This window comes from Paraburkholderia sp. A1RI-2L (assembly GCF_048957375.1).
Taxonomy (GTDB): Bacteria; Pseudomonadota; Gammaproteobacteria; order Burkholderiales; family Burkholderiaceae; genus Paraburkholderia.
On record NZ_JARBTA010000004.1, the window covers coordinates 869,622 to 886,724 of the forward strand.

At 64.3% G+C, this 17,103-nt stretch carries 15 protein-coding genes; 11 read left to right on the top strand and 4 right to left on the bottom strand.

Annotated elements, in window-relative coordinates:
* Positions 1 to 176 precede the first annotated feature (176 nt).
* The 3 genes from PWP93_RS32445 (at position 177) to fabV (ending at position 2,923) form a co-directional block, all read left to right on the top strand.
* Complete coding sequence (locus PWP93_RS32445) at positions 177 to 881, top strand: hypothetical protein (protein ID WP_421047648.1); 705 nt, start codon at positions 177 to 179, stop codon at positions 879 to 881.
* Between the two features lie 261 nt (positions 882 to 1,142).
* Positions 1,143 to 1,727 carry a hypothetical protein gene (locus PWP93_RS32450; protein WP_421047649.1) on the top strand — a complete coding sequence of 195 codons (585 nt, stop codon included), beginning with the start codon at positions 1,143 to 1,145 and terminating at the stop codon, positions 1,725 to 1,727.
* Positions 1,727 to 2,923: an enoyl-ACP reductase FabV gene (fabV, locus tag PWP93_RS32455; protein ID WP_421047650.1), complete on the top strand. Its 1,197-nt coding sequence runs from the start codon at positions 1,727 to 1,729 to the stop codon at positions 2,921 to 2,923. Before PWP93_RS32450 ends, fabV begins: the two co-directional genes overlap by 1 nt.
* A gap of 28 nt (positions 2,924 to 2,951) precedes the next feature.
* Here fabV and PWP93_RS32460 read toward each other — a convergent pair whose 3' ends face one another.
* Both PWP93_RS32460 and PWP93_RS32465 read right to left on the bottom strand, forming a co-directional pair.
* Positions 2,952 to 3,716: a class I SAM-dependent methyltransferase gene (locus PWP93_RS32460; RefSeq protein WP_421047651.1), complete on the bottom strand. Its 765-nt coding sequence runs from the start codon at positions 3,714 to 3,716 to the stop codon at positions 2,952 to 2,954.
* Between the two features lie 43 nt (positions 3,717 to 3,759).
* On the bottom strand, positions 3,760 to 5,502 hold the full coding sequence (locus tag PWP93_RS32465; protein WP_421047652.1) for an IlvD/Edd family dehydratase: 1,743 nt from the start codon (positions 5,500 to 5,502) through the stop codon (positions 3,760 to 3,762).
* A 282-nt stretch (positions 5,503 to 5,784) separates the two neighbouring features.
* Between PWP93_RS32465 and PWP93_RS32470 the strand changes: the two genes are divergently transcribed.
* From PWP93_RS32470 to PWP93_RS32505, 8 genes are all read left to right on the top strand, one after another.
* Entirely contained in the window at positions 5,785 to 6,735 is a 951-nt protein-coding gene (locus PWP93_RS32470; protein WP_421047729.1) for an ABC transporter substrate-binding protein, read from the top strand.
* A gap of 21 nt (positions 6,736 to 6,756) precedes the next feature.
* Positions 6,757 to 8,301: a sugar ABC transporter ATP-binding protein gene (locus PWP93_RS32475; protein ID WP_421047653.1), complete on the top strand. Its 1,545-nt coding sequence runs from the start codon at positions 6,757 to 6,759 to the stop codon at positions 8,299 to 8,301.
* Positions 8,298 to 9,356: an ABC transporter permease gene (locus tag PWP93_RS32480; RefSeq protein WP_421047654.1), complete on the top strand. Its 1,059-nt coding sequence runs from the start codon at positions 8,298 to 8,300 to the stop codon at positions 9,354 to 9,356. Before PWP93_RS32475 ends, PWP93_RS32480 begins: the two co-directional genes overlap by 4 nt.
* Before the next feature lie 26 nt (positions 9,357 to 9,382).
* Complete coding sequence (gene yjfF / locus PWP93_RS32485; RefSeq protein WP_421047655.1) at positions 9,383 to 10,525, top strand: galactofuranose ABC transporter, permease protein YjfF; 1,143 nt, start codon at positions 9,383 to 9,385, stop codon at positions 10,523 to 10,525.
* Between the two features lie 138 nt (positions 10,526 to 10,663).
* Positions 10,664 to 11,788, top strand: coding sequence for a sugar ABC transporter substrate-binding protein (locus tag PWP93_RS32490; RefSeq protein WP_421047656.1), 1,125 nt, complete (start codon positions 10,664 to 10,666; stop codon positions 11,786 to 11,788).
* Complete coding sequence (locus PWP93_RS32495) at positions 11,788 to 12,798, top strand: ABC transporter permease (protein WP_421028228.1); 1,011 nt, start codon at positions 11,788 to 11,790, stop codon at positions 12,796 to 12,798. The genes PWP93_RS32490 and PWP93_RS32495 overlap by 1 nt, the downstream gene beginning before the upstream one ends.
* Entirely contained in the window at positions 12,798 to 13,610 is an 813-nt protein-coding gene (locus PWP93_RS32500) for an ATP-binding cassette domain-containing protein (RefSeq protein ID WP_421047657.1), read from the top strand. The genes PWP93_RS32495 and PWP93_RS32500 overlap by 1 nt, the downstream gene beginning before the upstream one ends.
* A gap of 106 nt (positions 13,611 to 13,716) precedes the next feature.
* The gene (locus PWP93_RS32505; protein ID WP_421028230.1) at positions 13,717 to 14,442 is read left to right on the top strand and encodes a FadR/GntR family transcriptional regulator; all 726 of its coding nucleotides are present in this window, start codon (positions 13,717 to 13,719) and stop codon (positions 14,440 to 14,442) included.
* 53 nt (positions 14,443 to 14,495) lie between these two features.
* Here the strand turns inward: PWP93_RS32505 and araH are convergent, their stop codons facing one another.
* Positions 14,496 to 15,506: an L-arabinose ABC transporter permease AraH gene (gene araH / locus PWP93_RS32510; protein ID WP_421047658.1), complete on the bottom strand. Its 1,011-nt coding sequence runs from the start codon at positions 15,504 to 15,506 to the stop codon at positions 14,496 to 14,498.
* Between the two features lie 23 nt (positions 15,507 to 15,529).
* A complete protein-coding gene (araG, locus tag PWP93_RS32515) occupies positions 15,530 to 17,089 on the bottom strand; it encodes an L-arabinose ABC transporter ATP-binding protein AraG (protein ID WP_421047659.1) in 1,560 nt (519 codons plus the stop codon).
* Positions 17,090 to 17,103 lie beyond the last annotated feature (14 nt).

The following is a 17,103-nucleotide window of genomic DNA, read 5'->3' on the forward strand; positions in this document are numbered from 1 at the left end:
ACATGGGATATGGAGTCCGGGAACTATTGGGGCTTGCTCGAAAACGGCCGGCCCTGGCTAGATGAAACTGGCAAGCAAAGATTCGTTCAACTTGCGGGCGCGCGTGGGACGTTCGATATCGGGTTTGATCGGGCGACCCAAACTATCACCATGAAGGTTATTGTGCAGTGATTCCGATGCGCGTACGCAAGGTAGATCCTGCGAACCCTAAAGCGGTTGAATTTGTTTCCTATAAATCAGACAGGGATACCAATCCCAATTTTTCCGATACCTTTATCAAGGAACCACGCTCTGCGAAGGAAATCACATATCTGCCGGAGATGAAGTCAACGATCGAGAAGTTTTTCAACGCCAACCGATACAAACTCACGATCAGGAATTGCCCAAAATTCACTGACGCAAGTGGATGCCAGACGCAGGTCGCGGTCAGATTCGCAGTCGACTTCGTCACAAAGGCTGATGAGCGCCACTACGCTCAGGTGAACCTCTATCCTAGCGCCGAGCGCGCAGACGCGGGAAATTGGGGGGAGACGAATGTGCAATTCGATAGCGTGAACAAAAAATGGATACCTATACCAATTGAACATGTCCAGCAACATGACGCCGGACACCTTTTTTCATTTCCCGATGAATATTTCGATCAGGGAGGGGCTATTCACAAGAACTACATCGATGCCGCGACGCAGACACTCAAATTTGCATCCGTCATTGGCAATACCAATCGTGATGAGTGGCAGGGCATTGGTCGAACAACGCTGATGGGGCCAGGCGTCTATACACCGGGGGTGAAAGTTCCATCCTACTATCTCGACCGCGTGAAGCATCGGTTCTCGACCCAAACCGGGTGGGACTGGATTGTAGTCCCGCACATTCAGGCATGACTATGAATCATTTATGTGAGGGCGCAATGGCAAAAAATGAACCCATGGGATTCGGCATAACCGGAAACACAAGAATCACTTCCGTCGATTCAGTCGGATTGAAGGGTGACCGGATAACTGCCGTATTCCGTGGAAGTACGATGAGCAGCGACGAACCCATGCCCGGGGGTCGGCGTGTTCGAGGAGCAGGCTTCAGAGGCAGATCGAAGAATCATGTACGGCATGCGAGATACCGTATGCTCGATGAAGGAGCTACCGGCAATGAAGCCCGGTAACCCCGCACGCTTCTATCCTGGCGTGACCTGTTCTGATGGCAGGAGCCTATCCAACGTGCTGGATGTCTCTACACTTCCATTAGACGTAAGCCGCGCCGTGCTCAGTCCAACACACGACCTGATCGAGAAGCTTTACAAAACAGGTACGCCTATCGCCAGACTCGACGTGTCTGCCCAGTTCTCCGTGGTGGAAGGCAAACCGCTGTGCGTGTTCGCATTCAAGAATAGCGGCCTCTTCGAGAAGATCGCTTTCAAAAGTCCGTCGACTTGGGAGGGTGAATTTAACCCAATATCGAAATCCTCTAATATCGGATTTGGAGGCGGGTTGCTGAATAACGATGACTATGATTTTTTTGCGATGCTTGGAGCGCAAGAGTTTCTCAATGCCGTCGACTTCCCCGATGGCATCGTGGAGATTCCAGCGGGCGAAACGCGCTATCCTGATCATGAGGTTCCTCATGACAGGCTGTTGAAAGCATCCGGACAGCCCCCCAACCATGGCCCAGACTTTTTGCTCGCGCTAAAATGCCGCCCGTTCTTGCATGCATCTGCGAAATACGGAGAAGTCTGATGATCATCGAACCGCGTGTTCGCGGCTTCATTTGCGTGACGGCCCATCCCATGGGATGTGAAGCCAACGTCGCGCAGCAAATCGAATATGTCGACGCGCACGGCCCCATTGCCCATGGTCCGAAGCGCGTGCTCGTGCTGGGTGCGTCCACAGGCTACGGCCTCGCCGCGCGCATTTCGGCGGCATTCGGCTCGGGCGCGGCCACGCTCGGCGTCGCCTTCGAGCGCGCCGGCACCGACACCCGCCCCGCCACCGCCGGCTGGTACAACACCGCCGCGTTCGAGAAGTTCGCCACGCACAAAGGGCTCTACGCGAAGACCATCAACGGCGACGCGTTCTCTCACGCCGTAAAGCGCGAGACCATCGACACCATCAAGCGCGATCTCGGCCAGGTCGACCTCGTGGTGTACAGCCTTGCCGCGCCGCGCCGCGCGCATCCGGTGACGGGCGCCGTGCACACCTCCACGCTCAAGCCGGTGGGCAAGACGCTGCGCATGCGCGGCATCGACACCGACAAGGAGAGCATCAAGGAAACCGTGCTCGAAGCAGCCGCGCAAAGCGAGATCGACGCCACGGTGGCCGTGATGGGCGGCGAGGACTGGCAGATGTGGATCGATGCGCTGCTCGAAGCGGGCGTGCTGGCCGATGGCGCGAAGACCACGGCGTTCACCTATCTTGGCGCGGAGATCACCCACGACATCTACTGGAACGGCTCCATTGGCGCGGCCAAGAAGGACCTCGACCAGAAGGTGCTGGGCATCCGCGCGAAGCTCGCGGCACGCGGCGGCGATGCGCGTGTTGCCGTGCTCAAGGCGGTGGTCACGCAGGCCAGTTCCGCCATTCCCATCATGCCGCTCTATCTCGCGCTGCTCTTCAAGGCGATGAAGGAAAACGGCACGCACGAGGGTTGCATCGAGCAAGTCTATGGACTCCTGCGCGATTCGCTCTACAGCGCCACGCCGGTGCTCGACGACGATGGCCGCCTGCGCGCCGACTACAAGGAGCTCGACCCCGCGATCCAGGCGCGCGTGAAAGCCGCGTGGGACCAGGTCACCGACGAAAACCTTTACGCCACCACCGATTTCGCGGGCTACAAGGAGGAATTCCTGCGTCTGTTCGGCTTCGGCATCGAAGGCGTCGACTATGGCGCCGACATCGATCCGAACGTAGCGATTCCCGGCATCGTCGAGATGTAAGCGTCGGGTTTCGCGGCGCCGGGCGGCGCTAGCGCTGCGCGCCGATCAGCACCATCATCGGCCGCTCGCGCTCTTCGGCCAGCGCGGGCATGGCGTCCACCTGCGCCTGCGTCGGCCCCCATTCGATCAGGCGGCTCAAGGTGAATCCGCAATCGATGAGCGTATTCACGAGCGTGCCTAGCGTGCGATGCTGCTTGACGACGCCCTCGGCGAGCCAGTTCGTCACGCGCGGGCCTTCCATCTGATAGCTGTCGAGCAGCCAGCTCTTGTTGTTGTCGTCGTCGAGACAAAAGCCCGGCGCGCGCGGCGCCATGTAAATCGGATGCTCGATGGAGAACACCAGCCGGCCGCCCGGCACGAGTGCGCGGTGAATCGTGCGCAGCAACCCGGCAAGATGCTCCACGTAATGAAACGCGAGCGAACTGTAGACCAGATCGAAGCTGGCCTCGGCCACTTCGAGCGTTTCCAGATCGGCGCGACGCCATGCGATAGACGCGGGTTGCGGTGACGATTGCGCCAGGGCCTGCGTCGTCGCCTGCGTCATCGCTCGCGCACGCTCCAGCATGCGCACCGAGACGTCCACGCCCTCCACCGCAGCCGCCCCCTGCTGCGCCGCCCAACGGCAAAACCAGCCATAGCCGCAGCCGAGATCGAGCACCCGCAAGCCACCCAGGTCCGGCAGCAATGCGCGCAGCGCGGGCCATTCGGGCGCGCCGTCCAGCCCCTGCACCGAACGGTTCAGGCGGCTGTAGCCTTCGAAGAAGGCGGGGTCGTCGTAGATGTTCTGGGTCATGCGCGCCAGTGTCTCACGAGGCGCACGCAATGTCCCGCCACCTTCAATGCGAATGTCGCGGCACCTCCGCGCCCCGGCAGCCCACGAGGAAATCGAAATCGCATCCCTCGTCGGCATGCAGCACGTGCTCGACGTAAAGCTTGCGATACCCGCTGCCGTCCGCCGGCTCGGGTTTTTGCGCCGCCGCCCACGCAGCGAGCCGCGCGCGGATCTCTTCATCGCTGATATCCACGCGCAGCGTGCCCTTTTCGCAGTCGAGCTCGATCCAGTCGCCGTTGCGCACGATCGCAAGCGGGCCGCCTGCGCGCGCCTCGGGCGCCACGTGCAGCACCACCGTGCCATAGGCCGTGCCGCTCATGCGCGCGTCGGACACGCGCACCATGTCGGTCACGCCCTGCGCGAGCAGCTTGGGCGGCAAGCCCATGTTGCCCACCTCGGCCATGCCGGGGTAGCCGCGCGGCCCGCAGTTCTTCATCACGAGCACCGAGTCGGGCGTGACGTCGAGCGCGGGATCGGCAATGCGCGTCTTGTAGTCGTCGAAGTTCTCGAACACCACGGCGGGCCCGCGATGCTTGAGCAGCGTCTGCGTGGCCGCCGAGGGCTTGAGCACCGCGCCGTTCGGCGCGAGATTGCCGCGCAGCACGCACAAGCCGCCGTCCTGCACGAGCGGCTTGGCGAGCGGGCGGATCACCTCGTCGTTGTAGCTCGGCGCGTCGCGCACGTTTTCCCATAGCGTATGGCCGTTAGCGGTGAGCGCGTCGGGATGCGGCAGCAGCTTCGCTTCGCCAAGCCGCCGCAGCACCGCCGGCAGACCGCCCGCGTAATAGAACTCCTCCATCAGGAAGCGGCCCGAGGGCTGCAGATCGACGATCGTGGGCGTGTGGCGGCCGATGCGTGTCCAGTCGTCGAGATCGAGCTTCACGCCGATGCGCCCCGCGATCGCCTTCAGGTGAATCGCCGCGTTGGTCGAGCCGCCAATCGCGGCATTCACGCGGATGGCGTTCTCGAACGCCGCGCGCGTGAGCAGCTTCGAAAGGCGCAGGTCTTCGAGCGCCATCTCGACAATTCGGATTCCAGACAAATGCGCGAGCACGTAGCGGCGTGCATCCACGGCGGGAATGGCGGCGTTGTGCGGCAGGCTCACGCCCAGCGCCTCGGCCATGCACGCCATCGTGGAGGCCGTGCCCATGGTGTTGCAGGTGCCCGCCGAGCGCGACATGCCCGCTTCCGCCGACATGAACTCGTGCATCGAAATCTTGCCCGCCTTCACCTGCTCGCTCAATTGCCATACCACCGTGCCCGAGCCGATATCGCGCCCTTCGTGCTTGCCGTTGAGCATCGGCCCGCCGGTCACGACGATCGCCGGCACATCGCAGCTTGCCGCGCCCATCAGCAGCGCGGGCGTGGTCTTGTCGCAGCCGCACAGCAGCACGACCGCGTCCACGGGGTTGCCGCGGATGGCTTCTTCCACGTCCATCGACGCGAGATTGCGCGTAAACATTGCGGTGGGCCGCAGGTTCGACTCGCCGTTGGAAAACACCGGGAATTCCACGGGAAAGCCGCCCGCTTCGTACACCCCGCGCTTCACGTGCTCGGCGAGCTTGCGAAAGTGCGCGTTGCAAGGCGTGAGTTCCGACCACGTGTTGCAGATGCCGATGACCGGCTTGCCCGCGAACTCGTGCTCGGGGATGCCCTGATTCTTCATCCAGCTCCGGTACATGAAGCCGTTCTTGTCGGTGGTGCCGAACCACGCGGCGGAGCGGAGCCGGATTTTGCGAGCGTTCATGGCTTTACCCACTTAGTGAGAAAAATCCATAAATAGCATGACTATATAGTCAGGGAAGATCGGGAAAACGCGGATTTAAACCATCATATCCGTTGAATATAGTTTGTCTATTGACGCTTGCAAGGCAAATGGCCGGTGTTGAGTCACGCCGACTCGACACCGGCCCGGGATGGCGCGATTGACTCGTGACACTGTCTGGCCATGAGAGACGCGAGTGCAGGTAGCGCCGAATTCAAGAAATAGAAAGCTACGTTGGAGACACGCATGAAACTGGCTACTCGCATGGCAAGCGGCCTCATTGCCGCCGCCGCGGCTTTTTCGTTCGCGGCGGGCGTCGCGCACGCCGAGGACAAGCAGATCACGCTGGGCTTCGCGCAAGTGGGCGCCGAGAGCGCCTGGCGCACTGCCAATACCGTATCGGTCAAGGCCGCCGCCAAGGAAGCCGGCATCAATCTCAAGTTCTCGGACGCCCAGCAAAAGCAGGAAAACCAGATCAAGGCGATCCGCTCCTATATCGCGCAGAAGGTGGACGTGATCGCCTTCTCGCCGGTGGTGGAATCGGGCTGGGAGCCGGTGCTCCAGGAAGCGAAGCGCGCGAAGATTCCCGTGATTCTCACCGACCGCAATATCGACGTGAAAGACCAGTCGCTCTACGTGACGATGATCGGCTCGGATTTCATGGAAGAAGGCCGCCGCGCGGGCAAGTGGCTCGAGGATCACTACAAGAACAATCCCGGCCCCGTCAATATCGTCGAATTGCAGGGCACGGTGGGCTCCGCGCCCGCGAACGATCGTCACGCGGGTCTCATCGAGGTGATCAAGAACGATCCGAAATTCAAGATCATTGCGTCGCAAAGCGGCGACTTCACGCTCGCGGGCGGCAAGCAGGTGATGGAAGCCTTCGCGAAGACCTATGGCAACAAGATCAACGTGGTCTACGCGCATAACGACGACATGGCGCTCGGCGCGATCCAAGCCATGGAGGAAGCGGGCATGAAGCCAGGCAAGGACGTGAGCGTGGTGTCGTTCGACGCGACCAAGGGCGGCTTCCAGGCGATGATCGCCGGCAAGATGAACGTGGACGTGGAATGCAGCCCGCTGCTCGGGCCGCAACTCATGACTGCCGTGAAGGACGTGGTGGCGGGCAAGCAACTGCCCAAGCGCATCGTCACGAACGAAACGGTGTTCCCCGAGAGCGTGGCGGCGCAGGTGCTGCCGTCGCGCAAGTACTAATTGCGGTAAGCACAGGCACGCATGAACCTCACGCCGCTGCTGGAAACCGTCGGCCTGACGCGCACGTTCCCCGGCGTGCGCGCGCTCGACGGCGTCGACTTCCGCCTCTTTCCCGGCGAGATCCATACGCTGATGGGCCAGAACGGCGCGGGCAAGTCCACGCTCATCAATGTGCTCACGGGCGTGCACGAGCCCGAGGCGGGCGAGATCCGACTCGCCGGCCAGCCCGTGCGCTTCGCTACGCCGCAGGAAGCCGAAGCCGCGGGCATTCAGACGCTCTATCAGGAAGTCAATCTCTGCCCCAATCTCTCGGTGGCGGAGAATATTTTCGCGGGCCGCCAGCCGCGCAAGCGCGGCCTGATCGACTGGAAGACGATCCACCGGCGCGCCGCCGACGCGCTCGCCGCGCTCAATTTATCGCTCGACGTCACGCAGTCGCTCGACACCTACCCCATCGCCATGCAGCAGATGGTGGCGATCGCGCGCGCCGTTTCGGTCGATGCGCGCATTCTCATTCTGGACGAGCCCACTTCGAGTCTCGACGAAGGCGAAGTCGCGCGCCTGTTCGATGTGCTGCGCAAGCTGAAGGCGTCAGGCATCGCCATTTTGTTCGTCACGCACTTTCTCGAGCAGACCTATGCGATTTCCGATCGCATCACCGTGATGCGCAATGGCGAGCGCGAGGGCGAATATCTCGCCGCCGAATTGCCGGTGCAGACGCTGGTGGCGAAGATGGTGGGCCTCAACCACGCCACCCACGCCGACGAACGGCTCGCGCACGGCGCACAGCAAGCACACGCGCCCGAAAACTCCGCACACGCCGACGCGCAAACCGGCGCGCCCTACCTCGCCGCGCAGGGCATCGCGCGCCGCGGCGTGCTCAACGCGCTCGATCTCGAGGTGCGGCCCGGCCAGATTCTCGGCCTTGCCGGCCTGCTGGGCTCGGGGCGCACGGAAACGGCGCGTCTCTTGTTCGGCGCCGACCGGGCCGACGCGGGCGCCGTGCGCATCAACGGCGAGACCGTGAAGCTCGCCTCGCCGCGCGACGCGGTCCGCCACGGCATGGCGTATTGCCCCGAAGACCGCAAGAAGGAAGGCATCGTTGCGGAGCTTTCGATCCGCGAGAACATCGTGCTCGCGCTGCAGGCGCGGCGCGGCTGGTGGCGCATGATTGGACGCGCGCGCCAGCGCGAGCTCGCCAATGCGTATATCGCGCAGCTCGGCATCAAGGCGCGCGACGCGGAGCAGCCCATCGGCCTGCTTTCGGGCGGCAATCAGCAGAAGGTGCTGCTCGCGCGCTGGCTCGCGACCGAGCCGCGTCTCCTGATCCTCGACGAACCCACGCGCGGCATCGACGTGGCCGCCAAGTTCGAAATCATGGACCGCGTGCGTGCGCTCTGCGCGAAGGGGCTCGGCATTCTTTTCATCTCCTCGGAAATCAGCGAAGTGGTGCGCGTGAGCGACCGCATCGCGGTGCTGCGCGACCGGCGCAAGGTGGCCGAGCTTGCGGGCGCGGCACGCTCGGAGCACGAGGTCTACGGCCTCATTGCCGGAGATCGCACATGAATGCGCGCCAAACTTCGGGGCCCGGTTCGGGCCTGCCCGCGTGGCTTGCGCTGACGCTCAAGCATCCGCTCGTATGGCCCGCGCTCACGCTCGTCGCGCTGTTCGCCGTGGATGTCGCGCATCGCGCCAACTTTCTCTCCATCACGCTGCTGGGCGGCCATCTGTTCGGCGCACCCGTCGACATCCTCATGCGCGCCGCGCCGCTCGTCGTGGTCTCGCTCGGCATGACGCTCGTGATCGCCACGCGCGGCATCGACATTTCGGTGGGCGCCGTGGTGGCGATCGCCGGCGCGGCGGCCGCCACCGTGCTCGCCGACGACCCCTCGCGCGTCGGCGCCGCGTTCGGCGCGGCGCTTGCCGTGGGCCTGCTCGCGGGCATGTGGAATGGGTTGCTGGTGGCCCTCGTCGGCATGCAGCCGATCATCGCCACGCTGATCCTCATGGTGGCCGGGCGTGGCGTCGCGCAACTGCTCACCGGCGGCCAGATCATCCCCATCGGCGCGCAAGGTTATCTGTACGCGGGCGGCGGCTATTTTGCGCTCGTGCCCTGCGCCGTGTGGATCGCGATTGCGGTGACGGTGCTCACCGCGCTCATCGTGAATCGCACCGCGCTCGGGCTCTTCATCCGCTCGATTGGCGTGAATCCCGTGGCTGCGCGGCTCGCTGGTCTGTCGTCGCAGGCCGTGGTGTTCGGCACCTATGCGTTCTGCGGCGTGATGGCCGCCATCGCCGGCATTCTCATCAGCTCGAACGTGCGCAGCGCCGACGGCAACAACGCGGGCCTGCTGCTCGAACTCGATGCGATTCTCGCCGTGACGCTCGGCGGCACCTCGCTCTCGGGCGGGCGCTTCAGCCTCGCCGGCACGGTGCTGGGCGCGCTCATCATCCAGACGCTCACCTACACCACCTATTCGATCGGCGTGCCGCCCGAGGCCACGCTCGTGGTCAAGGCCGTGGTCGTGCTGTGCGTGTGCGTGATCCAGTCGCCCGCCGCGCGCGCTTTCGCCGCCCAGCAGCTCAGGCGCATCGCGCACGCGCGGCGCGCGCGGGCCTGAGAATAAAGACTTCGGGGAATCCGAGCATGAACCGCCCATCGCAAGCTCATGACAACGCCGCTTCGAGCCCGCTCGCCGCATTGCGTCGCAGCATCTCGCGCTTTGTCGATCCGCGCGTGCTGCCCATCTTCGTGACGGTGCTGCTGTTCCTGGCGTTGTTCGGCTTCGGCTCGGCGATGTACACCGGCTTCTTCTCGCTGCAGGTCTTGTTCGGACTCCTCGTCGACAATGCATTCCTGCTGATCGTAGCCATCGGCATGACGTTCGTGATCATCTCGGGCGGCATCGATCTTTCGGTGGGTGCCGTGGTCGCGCTCACCACGATCCTGTGCGCCGTGGGCACCGAGAAGCTGCACTGGCCGGTGGCCGTGGTCGTGCCGCTCGTGCTGCTGTTCGGCGCGCTGTATGGCGCGGCCATGGGCGCGCTGATTCACTTCTTCCGGCTTCAGCCGTTCATCATCACGCTCGCCGGCATGTTCCTCGCGCGCGGCACCTGCTTTCTCATCACCACCGAATCCATCCAGATCAACGACCGCGGCTTTCACGCGCTCTCCGAATTCAGCATTCCCGTGGGCAGCGGCTCGCTCACCACGGGCTCGCTCACCGCGCTCGCCATGCTCGCGGCGGGCATCGTCATCGCGCATTTCACGCGCTTCGGCCGCAACGTCTACGCCATTGGCGGCAATGAGCGCTCAGCGTTGCTCATGGGCCTGCCCGTCGCGCGCACAAAGATCGCCGTCTATGCGCTTTCGGGCTTTTGCTCCGCGCTCGGCGGCGTGGTGTTCACGCTTTATGTGCTCTCGGGCTATGGCCTCCAGGCGCAGGGCATGGAACTCGACGCCATCGCCGCGACCGTGATCGGCGGCACGCTGCTCACGGGCGGCGTGGGCTATGTGATCGGTTCGGTATTCGGGGTGGGCATCCTCGGCACGATCCAGACGCTCATCACCTTCGACGGCACGCTCAGCTCGTGGTGGACGCGCATTGTGATCGGCGCGCTGCTCTGCGCGTTCTGCCTGCTGCAGCGCGCCACCGAGCGCCATGCCGCGCGCCGCAAATCCACGGGCGGCGGCAAGGGCTTCGCGCGTGCAGCGCGCGCCCGCACGCCGGCTGCCGCGCCGCTCGAACAGACGAAGCTGGTTGCCGCGCCGCCGCCGCGTGAGGCGTGAAGCATGAGGCGTGAAGCGCCGCCAGCGGTTTTATTCGCATCATTGCAAGCGCCCGGTTACCGGAGCTGTCCCGCATCTGCACGCGATCGACTCAACGTCGACCACATCGACCCACCAAGAAGAGAGCCGGAGGACGACATGGCACAGCAGCACGATGACGACCAGGAACACGAACAGGAACGTGACGGCAACGGTTTCAGCGCCGCGCGGCGAGGGCTGATGCAGGGCGCGGGGCTGGGCGCCGCGCTCTCGTTCATGAGCGCGCTCGGCGGCGGCGCGGGCAGGCTGATTTCGCAGGCGCAAGCAGCGGAAACCGCCTTTCCCTCGCACAAGAAGTGGAAGATCGTCTTCGTCAATCATGTGACCACGAACCCGTTTTTCGTGCCCACGCAATACGGCATTCAGGATGCCTGCGCATTGCTCGGCATGGACTATCAGTGGACCGGCTCGGCCACCTCCGACGCGGGCGAAATGGTGCGTGCGGTGAATTCCGCGATCGCGGCGAAGGCCGACGCCATTGCCGTGCCCATCGTCGACCCGAGCGCCTTCGACAAGCCCGTTCAGGCCGCGCTCGACGCCGGCATTCCAGTGTTCGCCTACAACGCCGATGCTCCGCGCGGCAAGCACAATCCGCGCCTTGCCTATATCGGCCAGGACCTGTATCTCTCGGGCTACCAGATGGGCGAGCGCATCGTGAGCCTGATAGACAGCGGCATGGTCGCGCTCTTCATTGCAACGCCGGGGCAGCTCAATATCCAGCCGCGTCTCGATGGCGCAAGCGACGCCATCAAGAAGTCCGGCAAGAAGATCGACATTCAAACCGTGGCCACGGGCGCGACCGTCAACGAGGAGCTTTCGAAGATCAAGTCGTTCTATCTGGGCCATCAGGACCTGAAGGGCATGTTCGCCGTGGATGCGGGCAGCACCCAGGGCGTGGCGCAGGTGATGAAGGAGTCGAACCTGCCCGCGAAGGGCGTACACGGCGGCGGCTTCGATCTGCTGCCCAGCACGGTCCAGCTCATCCACGAGGGCTTCCTCGACTTCACCATCGACCAGCAGCCCTATGTGCAGGGGTTCTACACTGTGATGGAGGCGTTCGTGTTCCTCGCTTCGGGCGGGCTGGTTGGTCCGGCCGACATCAACACGGGCCTGAAGTTCGTGACGAAGTCGACGGTCGAGCCGTATTTGAATACCTCGACGCGCTATGAAGGCAAGACCACCAAGCCGCAAATCGTCCCGATGAACGGCGCAATCAAGTCGTAATGGATACAGTGAACGAATCCGGCAACATCGAGGCAGTCCGCGCGCCGCGGCGCGCGGGCGTTTCATTCGCATCGCGATGGGCGCCCGAGTTGCGCATTCTGCTCGTGGCCGTGCTGCTGGCTGCGTATTTCGAGTTCGCGAACCACGATTTCCTGCTCACCAACGCCAGTCTTGTCAATCTCTCGCAATTCATCGCGCCGGTGGCGATCATCGCGTTCGGCGAGATCATGCTGATGATCGGCGGCGATATCGATCTATCGGCGGGCATGGTGTTCGCGTTCGCACCGTTCATGATGGTGTTCGCCAGCGATGCGGGGGCGCCCATGTGGCTGGCCGTGATCGCGGGGCTCGCGGCGGCCGCGCTGATCGGCTTCGCGAACGGCGCGGTGACGGTGTGGCTGCGGCTGCCCTCGTTCGTCACCACGCTCGGCACGCTCTTTCTCATCAACGGCGTCACGCTCACGGTCTCGCGCGGCACGCCCGCCGCCACGCCGGGCTCGCCCGCGTTCTCCGCTTTCATGGGCGCGTGGGGCTACAGCGAAATCCTCTGGACGTTGGGCATCGCGTTCGTGATGCACGTGCTGCTGCGGCACACGCGCTGGGGCCTGCATACGCAGGCGGCGGGCGCGAACCCGCTGGGCGCGAGCGAGGCGGGCATCCACGTGAACCGGCTGCGGCTGGGCAATTTCATTCTGGCCGCGGTGCTCGCGGGCTTCACCGGCATGCTCGAAGCGTTTCGCATCACCTCCATCGATCCGCAGGCGGGCGGCAACCAGATCATGTTCCTCGCCGTGGCCGCCGCCGTGATCGGCGGCACGCCGCTCACGGGCGGCTCGGGCACCATCGTGGGCGGGCTCATCGGCGCGGCGGTGCTCGGCATTCTCAACGACGGCTTCACGCTCATCGGCATCAACGCGTTCACGTTCAATATCATCCTGGGCGCCGCGATTCTGGCCGCCATGGTTTTCAACATCCACATAGGACGTATTCGCCGCAAGGGGGCACGCTGATGGACGAATCGCAAGCCGCCTCCTCCGGCGCGAACACCGCGCCGCTCGCGCTGCGCGGCGAGCGCCTCGTGAAGCGCTTTGGCGCGGTCACGGCGCTCGACGGCGTCTCGTTCACGCTCGGCAAGGGCGAGATCCTCGGCATTCTCGGCGACAACGGCGCGGGCAAGTCCACGCTGGTGAAAATACTCACGGGCTTTCATCAGCAAACAGATGGCACGCTGCATATCGACGGCCAGCAGACGCTGCTGCGCTCGGTCGATCACGCGCGCGCGCTCGGCATCGAATGCGTGTATCAGGACCTCGCGCTCGCGAATTCGCTGAGCATTTACCACAACATGTTCCTGAACCGCGAAATCGTGCGGCACGGGCCGCTCGGGCCATTGCGCCTGCTCGACCACAAGCAGATGCGCGAGCGCGCGGCGCAATGCCTCGACGACATCGGCGTGCACGTGCCCTCCGTGGATGTTCCTGTCGAACGGCTTTCAGGCGGCCAACGCCAGGCGATTGCGGTGGCGCGCGCCGTGCATTCGAACGCGAAGATCCTGTTGCTCGACGAGCCGCTCGCAGCAATGGGCGCACGCGAGGCCGGGCTCATCATCGACCTCGTCATGCGGTTGAAGGAAAAAGGCGGCCTATCCATTATCATGATCATGCACAATTACGCGCAGACGCTCGATATCGCGGATCGCATCATGCTGATGCAGCGGGGCCGCGTGACCTACGAACAGCAAAGTGCGCTCACGTCGGTGACGGAGCTCATGGAGATCGTGCGGAGGGAATATCGGGCCATGCGCGCCGGCTCCGCACACTGAGCCACACCGAGCCACACTCAGCGACTGAGCGCACCGGACGTTTACAACAGGGAGTGTCCGAACGGGCCGCCGGACCGAACATTCGGGACGTCCCGGCAGGACAGACATGGATTACCGCAACCTAGACAAACGCAAGAGCATGCATGGGCGCATCGTGCAGGAGCTCGGCATGCAGATCGTGAGCGGCAAGCTCGCACCCGGCCAGCGCCTGCCCGCCGAGCCCACCTTGTGCGAGACCTATGGCGTGAGCCGTCCCGTGCTGCGCGAGGCCACGCGTGTGCTGGTGGCCAAGGGTCTCGTGGTGTCCAAGCCGCGCGTGGGCAGCGTGGTGCGCAAGCGCGAAGAGTGGCACATGCTCGACCCCGACGTGCTGTACTGGACCGTCAACAGCATTCCCGAAGGCGAGTTCTTCCGTTCGCTGATGGTGGTGCGGCAGATCATCGAGCCCGCGGCCGCCGCGCTCGCCGCCATTTCCGCCAGCGACCAGGACCTCGCACGCATTACCGCCGCCTACGCGCGCATGGAGCAGGCCAAAACGGCGGCCGATCTGCTCGAGCCCGATCTGGAGTTTCATCGCGCGATCATGGCGGCCACGCACAACGACATGCTCGCGTATATCGGCAACATGCTGTCGCTCGCGCTCACCGAGTCGATCAAGCTCACGAGCCGCCATCCGAATACGCATGCACTTTCGCTGCCCCGCCACAAGGCCATACTCACGGCAATCGAGAACCGCGACGCGCTGGCCGCAAGGCAAGCGAGCGTGGTGCAGCTCGACAACGCGCGCGCGGACGCCAACACCATTCTGGGCGGCGCGGCGCTGGAAACCTGAGCGCCGCATCGCAGACCCGGCCGCACAGCAGGCACCGCCCACGCGCCGCGCGCTCACACCGCCCGCTTGCTGCGGCGGAACTGGTCGAACAGCACGGCCAGCAGCAGGATGCCGCCGCGAATCAGGTACTGATAGAAGGTGGGCACGTTCATGAGGCTCATGGCGTCCTGCACGGCGCCCATGATGAGCACGCCCACCAGCACGCCCGAAATCGTCGCCACGCCGCCCGTGAGCGAGACGCCGCCCAGCACGCACGCCGAGATCACGCCCAGCTCCAGCCCCACCGAAGTCTTCGGGTCGCCGAGGCTCATGCGCGAGGCCAGCATCACGCCCGCGAAACCCGTGACTAGCCCCTGCAGCACGAACACCGTGATCTTGATGCGCGTGACCGGCAGGCCCGCGAGCCGCGCCGCTTCGCCATTGCCGCCCACTGCAAGCACGTTCTTGCCGAACACGGTTTTCTTCAGCAGAAAGCCGAACACCGCGAAGCCGATGATGTTGCTCCAGATCGGGTACGAAATGCCGAGGAACGCGCCGCCGCCCAGATCGAAGAAGCGCTCTTCGGAGATCATCACGGCGTCGCCGTTCGAGGTGAGGAAGGCGAGTCCGCGCACGGCTTCCATCATCGCTAGCGTGGCGATCAGCGAATTGATCTTGAAGCGCGCAATCAGCACGCCGTTCACGAGGCCCACTGCGCCGCCCGCGAGCACGCCCGCCGCGATGCCCAGCACCACGCTATGCGATTGCGTGATGACCGTGGAGGCCACCACGCCCGAGAACGCCACGATCGACGCCACGGAAAGATCGACCTCGCCCAATGCGAGCACGAACATCATGGTGACGGCGATCGAGCCGATCAGCGTCACGGAAAGCAGCAGACCCTGAATATTGCGGGTCGTGAGGAAGTCGGGCACCGTGACGGAAAGCACCGCGAACAGCACCACGAACACCACCGCGATGCCCGACTTGTTGATCATGTCCCACGCGCGCGCACGCGAAGGCGTGATGGGCGCGGCGGCTTCGTTGACGGTTGGCGTGCCCTGTGACTGCATGGCTTGACTCATCTCTGGTTTCTCTTCGGGGGTGTTTAGCGCGGCAGCGCCATCTTGATCAGTTCGTCGGGTGTGGCTTCGGCCTTCGGCACGCTGCCCACGATGCGCCCTTCGCGCATCACCACGATGCGGTCGGCCACGCCGATCACCTCGGCCAGGTCGCTCGACACCATGATGACCGCGCGCCCTGCTTCGGCGAGCTCGTAGAGCAGGTTGTAGATCTCGGCGCGCGCGCCCACGTCGATGCCGCGCGTGGGTTCGTCCATGAGGAACACTTCGATGCGCTCCGCAAGCCAGCGCGACAGAATCACCTTCTGCTGGTTGCCGCCCGAGAGCGTGCCGATAGCGGTTTCGCCGTTGCGCGTCTTGATCGCGAGTTTCTGGATGTAATCCTGCGCGAGCGCGCGCTCGCGTTTCGCGTCGAGCAGGAAGCGCGCGGGGCTGAAATGACGCCGCGCGCTGATGTTGAGGTTGTCCGCCACCGAGGCAATCGCAACGATGCCTTCCTGCTTGCGATCCTCGGGACACAGCGCGATGCCCGCGCGCACCGCGTCGCGCGGGCTAGCGAAGTTCACGCGCTCGCCGTCGAGTTCGACGTGGCCCGTGCTCGCGCGCGTGGCGCCGTAGAGCAGCTTCATGAGTTCGGAGCGGCCCGCGCCCACGAGCCCGAAGAAGCCGACGATCTCGCCGCGCCGCGCCGTGAACGACACCGGCTCGGCCAGCCCCGGTCCCATCAGCGCCTTCGCTTCGAGCAGCACGTCGCCGGCCGTGCGTGCGCGATAGCCGTAGACGTCCGCGATCGAGCGGCCCACCATCGCGGCAATCAGCCGGTTGCGGTCGAGATCGGCCACCGACTCGAAGGTCTCGATGCGCTTGCCGTCCCGGAACACCGTCACGCGGTCGCACAGCTCATAGACTTCGTCCATGCGGTGCGTGACGTAGATGATCGCGCGGCCGTCCGCGCGTAGCGCGTTGATGATGCGAAAGAGGTTCTCTGTTTCGCGCGCCGAGAGCGAACTCGTGGGCTCGTCGAAGGCGATCACGCGTGCGTCGCGCATGAGCGCCTTGCCGATTTCGATCATCTGGCGCTGGCCGATGGAAAGATTCTTCACCGGCGTGCGCGGGTCGATGCGTTCGCCGAGGCGCTGCAATTCCGCCATCGCGCGCTGCACGAGCGTGCGCTCGTCGAGCACGCCGAGGCGGTTGGGCAATTGCCCGAGCATCAGGTTGTCGGCCACGGTGAGCTCGGGCACGAGATGCAGTTCCTGATAGATGATGGCGACGCCCGCGTCGAGCGCGGCGCGCGTGGTCGCGAAGCGCTGCTCCACGCCATTCAGCCTCAGCGTGCCTTCCTGCGGCTGGTTCACGCCCGAGAGCACCTTGAGCAGCGTGGACTTGCCCGCGCCGTTCTCGCCCATCAAGCCGTGCACTTCGCCCGCGCGCACGGCCAGCGAAACGCGGTCGAGCGCGCGCACGCCCGGAAAGCTCACGGTGATGCCGTCGAGTTCCAGATACGCGCGCGGCTCCTGTTGCGCCTGCTGCCCCTGCTGCCCCTGCTGCCCCTGTTGAACCGCTCGAATCATGGTTTCAGTCATTGCATGCCTGCCCT

Bases quoted from the DNA above. Each gene is read 5' to 3' on its own strand.
- PWP93_RS32475 (WP_421047653.1), top strand. From the start codon at position 6,757: ATGAACCTCACGCCGCTGCTGGAAACCGTCGGCCTGACGCGCACGTTC.
- PWP93_RS32490 (WP_421047656.1), top strand. From the start codon at position 10,664: ATGGCACAGCAGCACGATGACGACCAGGAACACGAACAGGAACGTGAC.
- araH (WP_421047658.1), bottom strand. From the start codon at position 15,506: ATGAGTCAAGCCATGCAGTCACAGGGCACGCCAACCGTCAACGAAGCC.
- PWP93_RS32470 (WP_421047729.1), top strand. From the start codon at position 5,785: ATGGCAAGCGGCCTCATTGCCGCCGCCGCGGCTTTTTCGTTCGCGGCG.
- PWP93_RS32500 (WP_421047657.1), top strand. From the start codon at position 12,798: ATGGACGAATCGCAAGCCGCCTCCTCCGGCGCGAACACCGCGCCGCTC.
- PWP93_RS32480 (WP_421047654.1), top strand. From the start codon at position 8,298: ATGAATGCGCGCCAAACTTCGGGGCCCGGTTCGGGCCTGCCCGCGTGG.
- fabV (WP_421047650.1), top strand. From the start codon at position 1,727: ATGATCATCGAACCGCGTGTTCGCGGCTTCATTTGCGTGACGGCCCAT.
- PWP93_RS32465 (WP_421047652.1), bottom strand. From the start codon at position 5,502: ATGAACGCTCGCAAAATCCGGCTCCGCTCCGCCGCGTGGTTCGGCACC.
- PWP93_RS32495 (WP_421028228.1), top strand. From the start codon at position 11,788: ATGGATACAGTGAACGAATCCGGCAACATCGAGGCAGTCCGCGCGCCG.
- yjfF (WP_421047655.1), top strand. From the start codon at position 9,383: ATGAACCGCCCATCGCAAGCTCATGACAACGCCGCTTCGAGCCCGCTC.
- PWP93_RS32460 (WP_421047651.1), bottom strand. From the start codon at position 3,716: ATGACCCAGAACATCTACGACGACCCCGCCTTCTTCGAAGGCTACAGC.
- PWP93_RS32505 (WP_421028230.1), top strand. From the start codon at position 13,717: ATGGATTACCGCAACCTAGACAAACGCAAGAGCATGCATGGGCGCATC.
- PWP93_RS32450 (WP_421047649.1), top strand. From the start codon at position 1,143: ATGAAGCCCGGTAACCCCGCACGCTTCTATCCTGGCGTGACCTGTTCT.
- araG (WP_421047659.1), bottom strand. From the start codon at position 17,089: ATGACTGAAACCATGATTCGAGCGGTTCAACAGGGGCAGCAGGGGCAG.
- PWP93_RS32445 (WP_421047648.1), top strand. From the start codon at position 177: ATGCGCGTACGCAAGGTAGATCCTGCGAACCCTAAAGCGGTTGAATTT.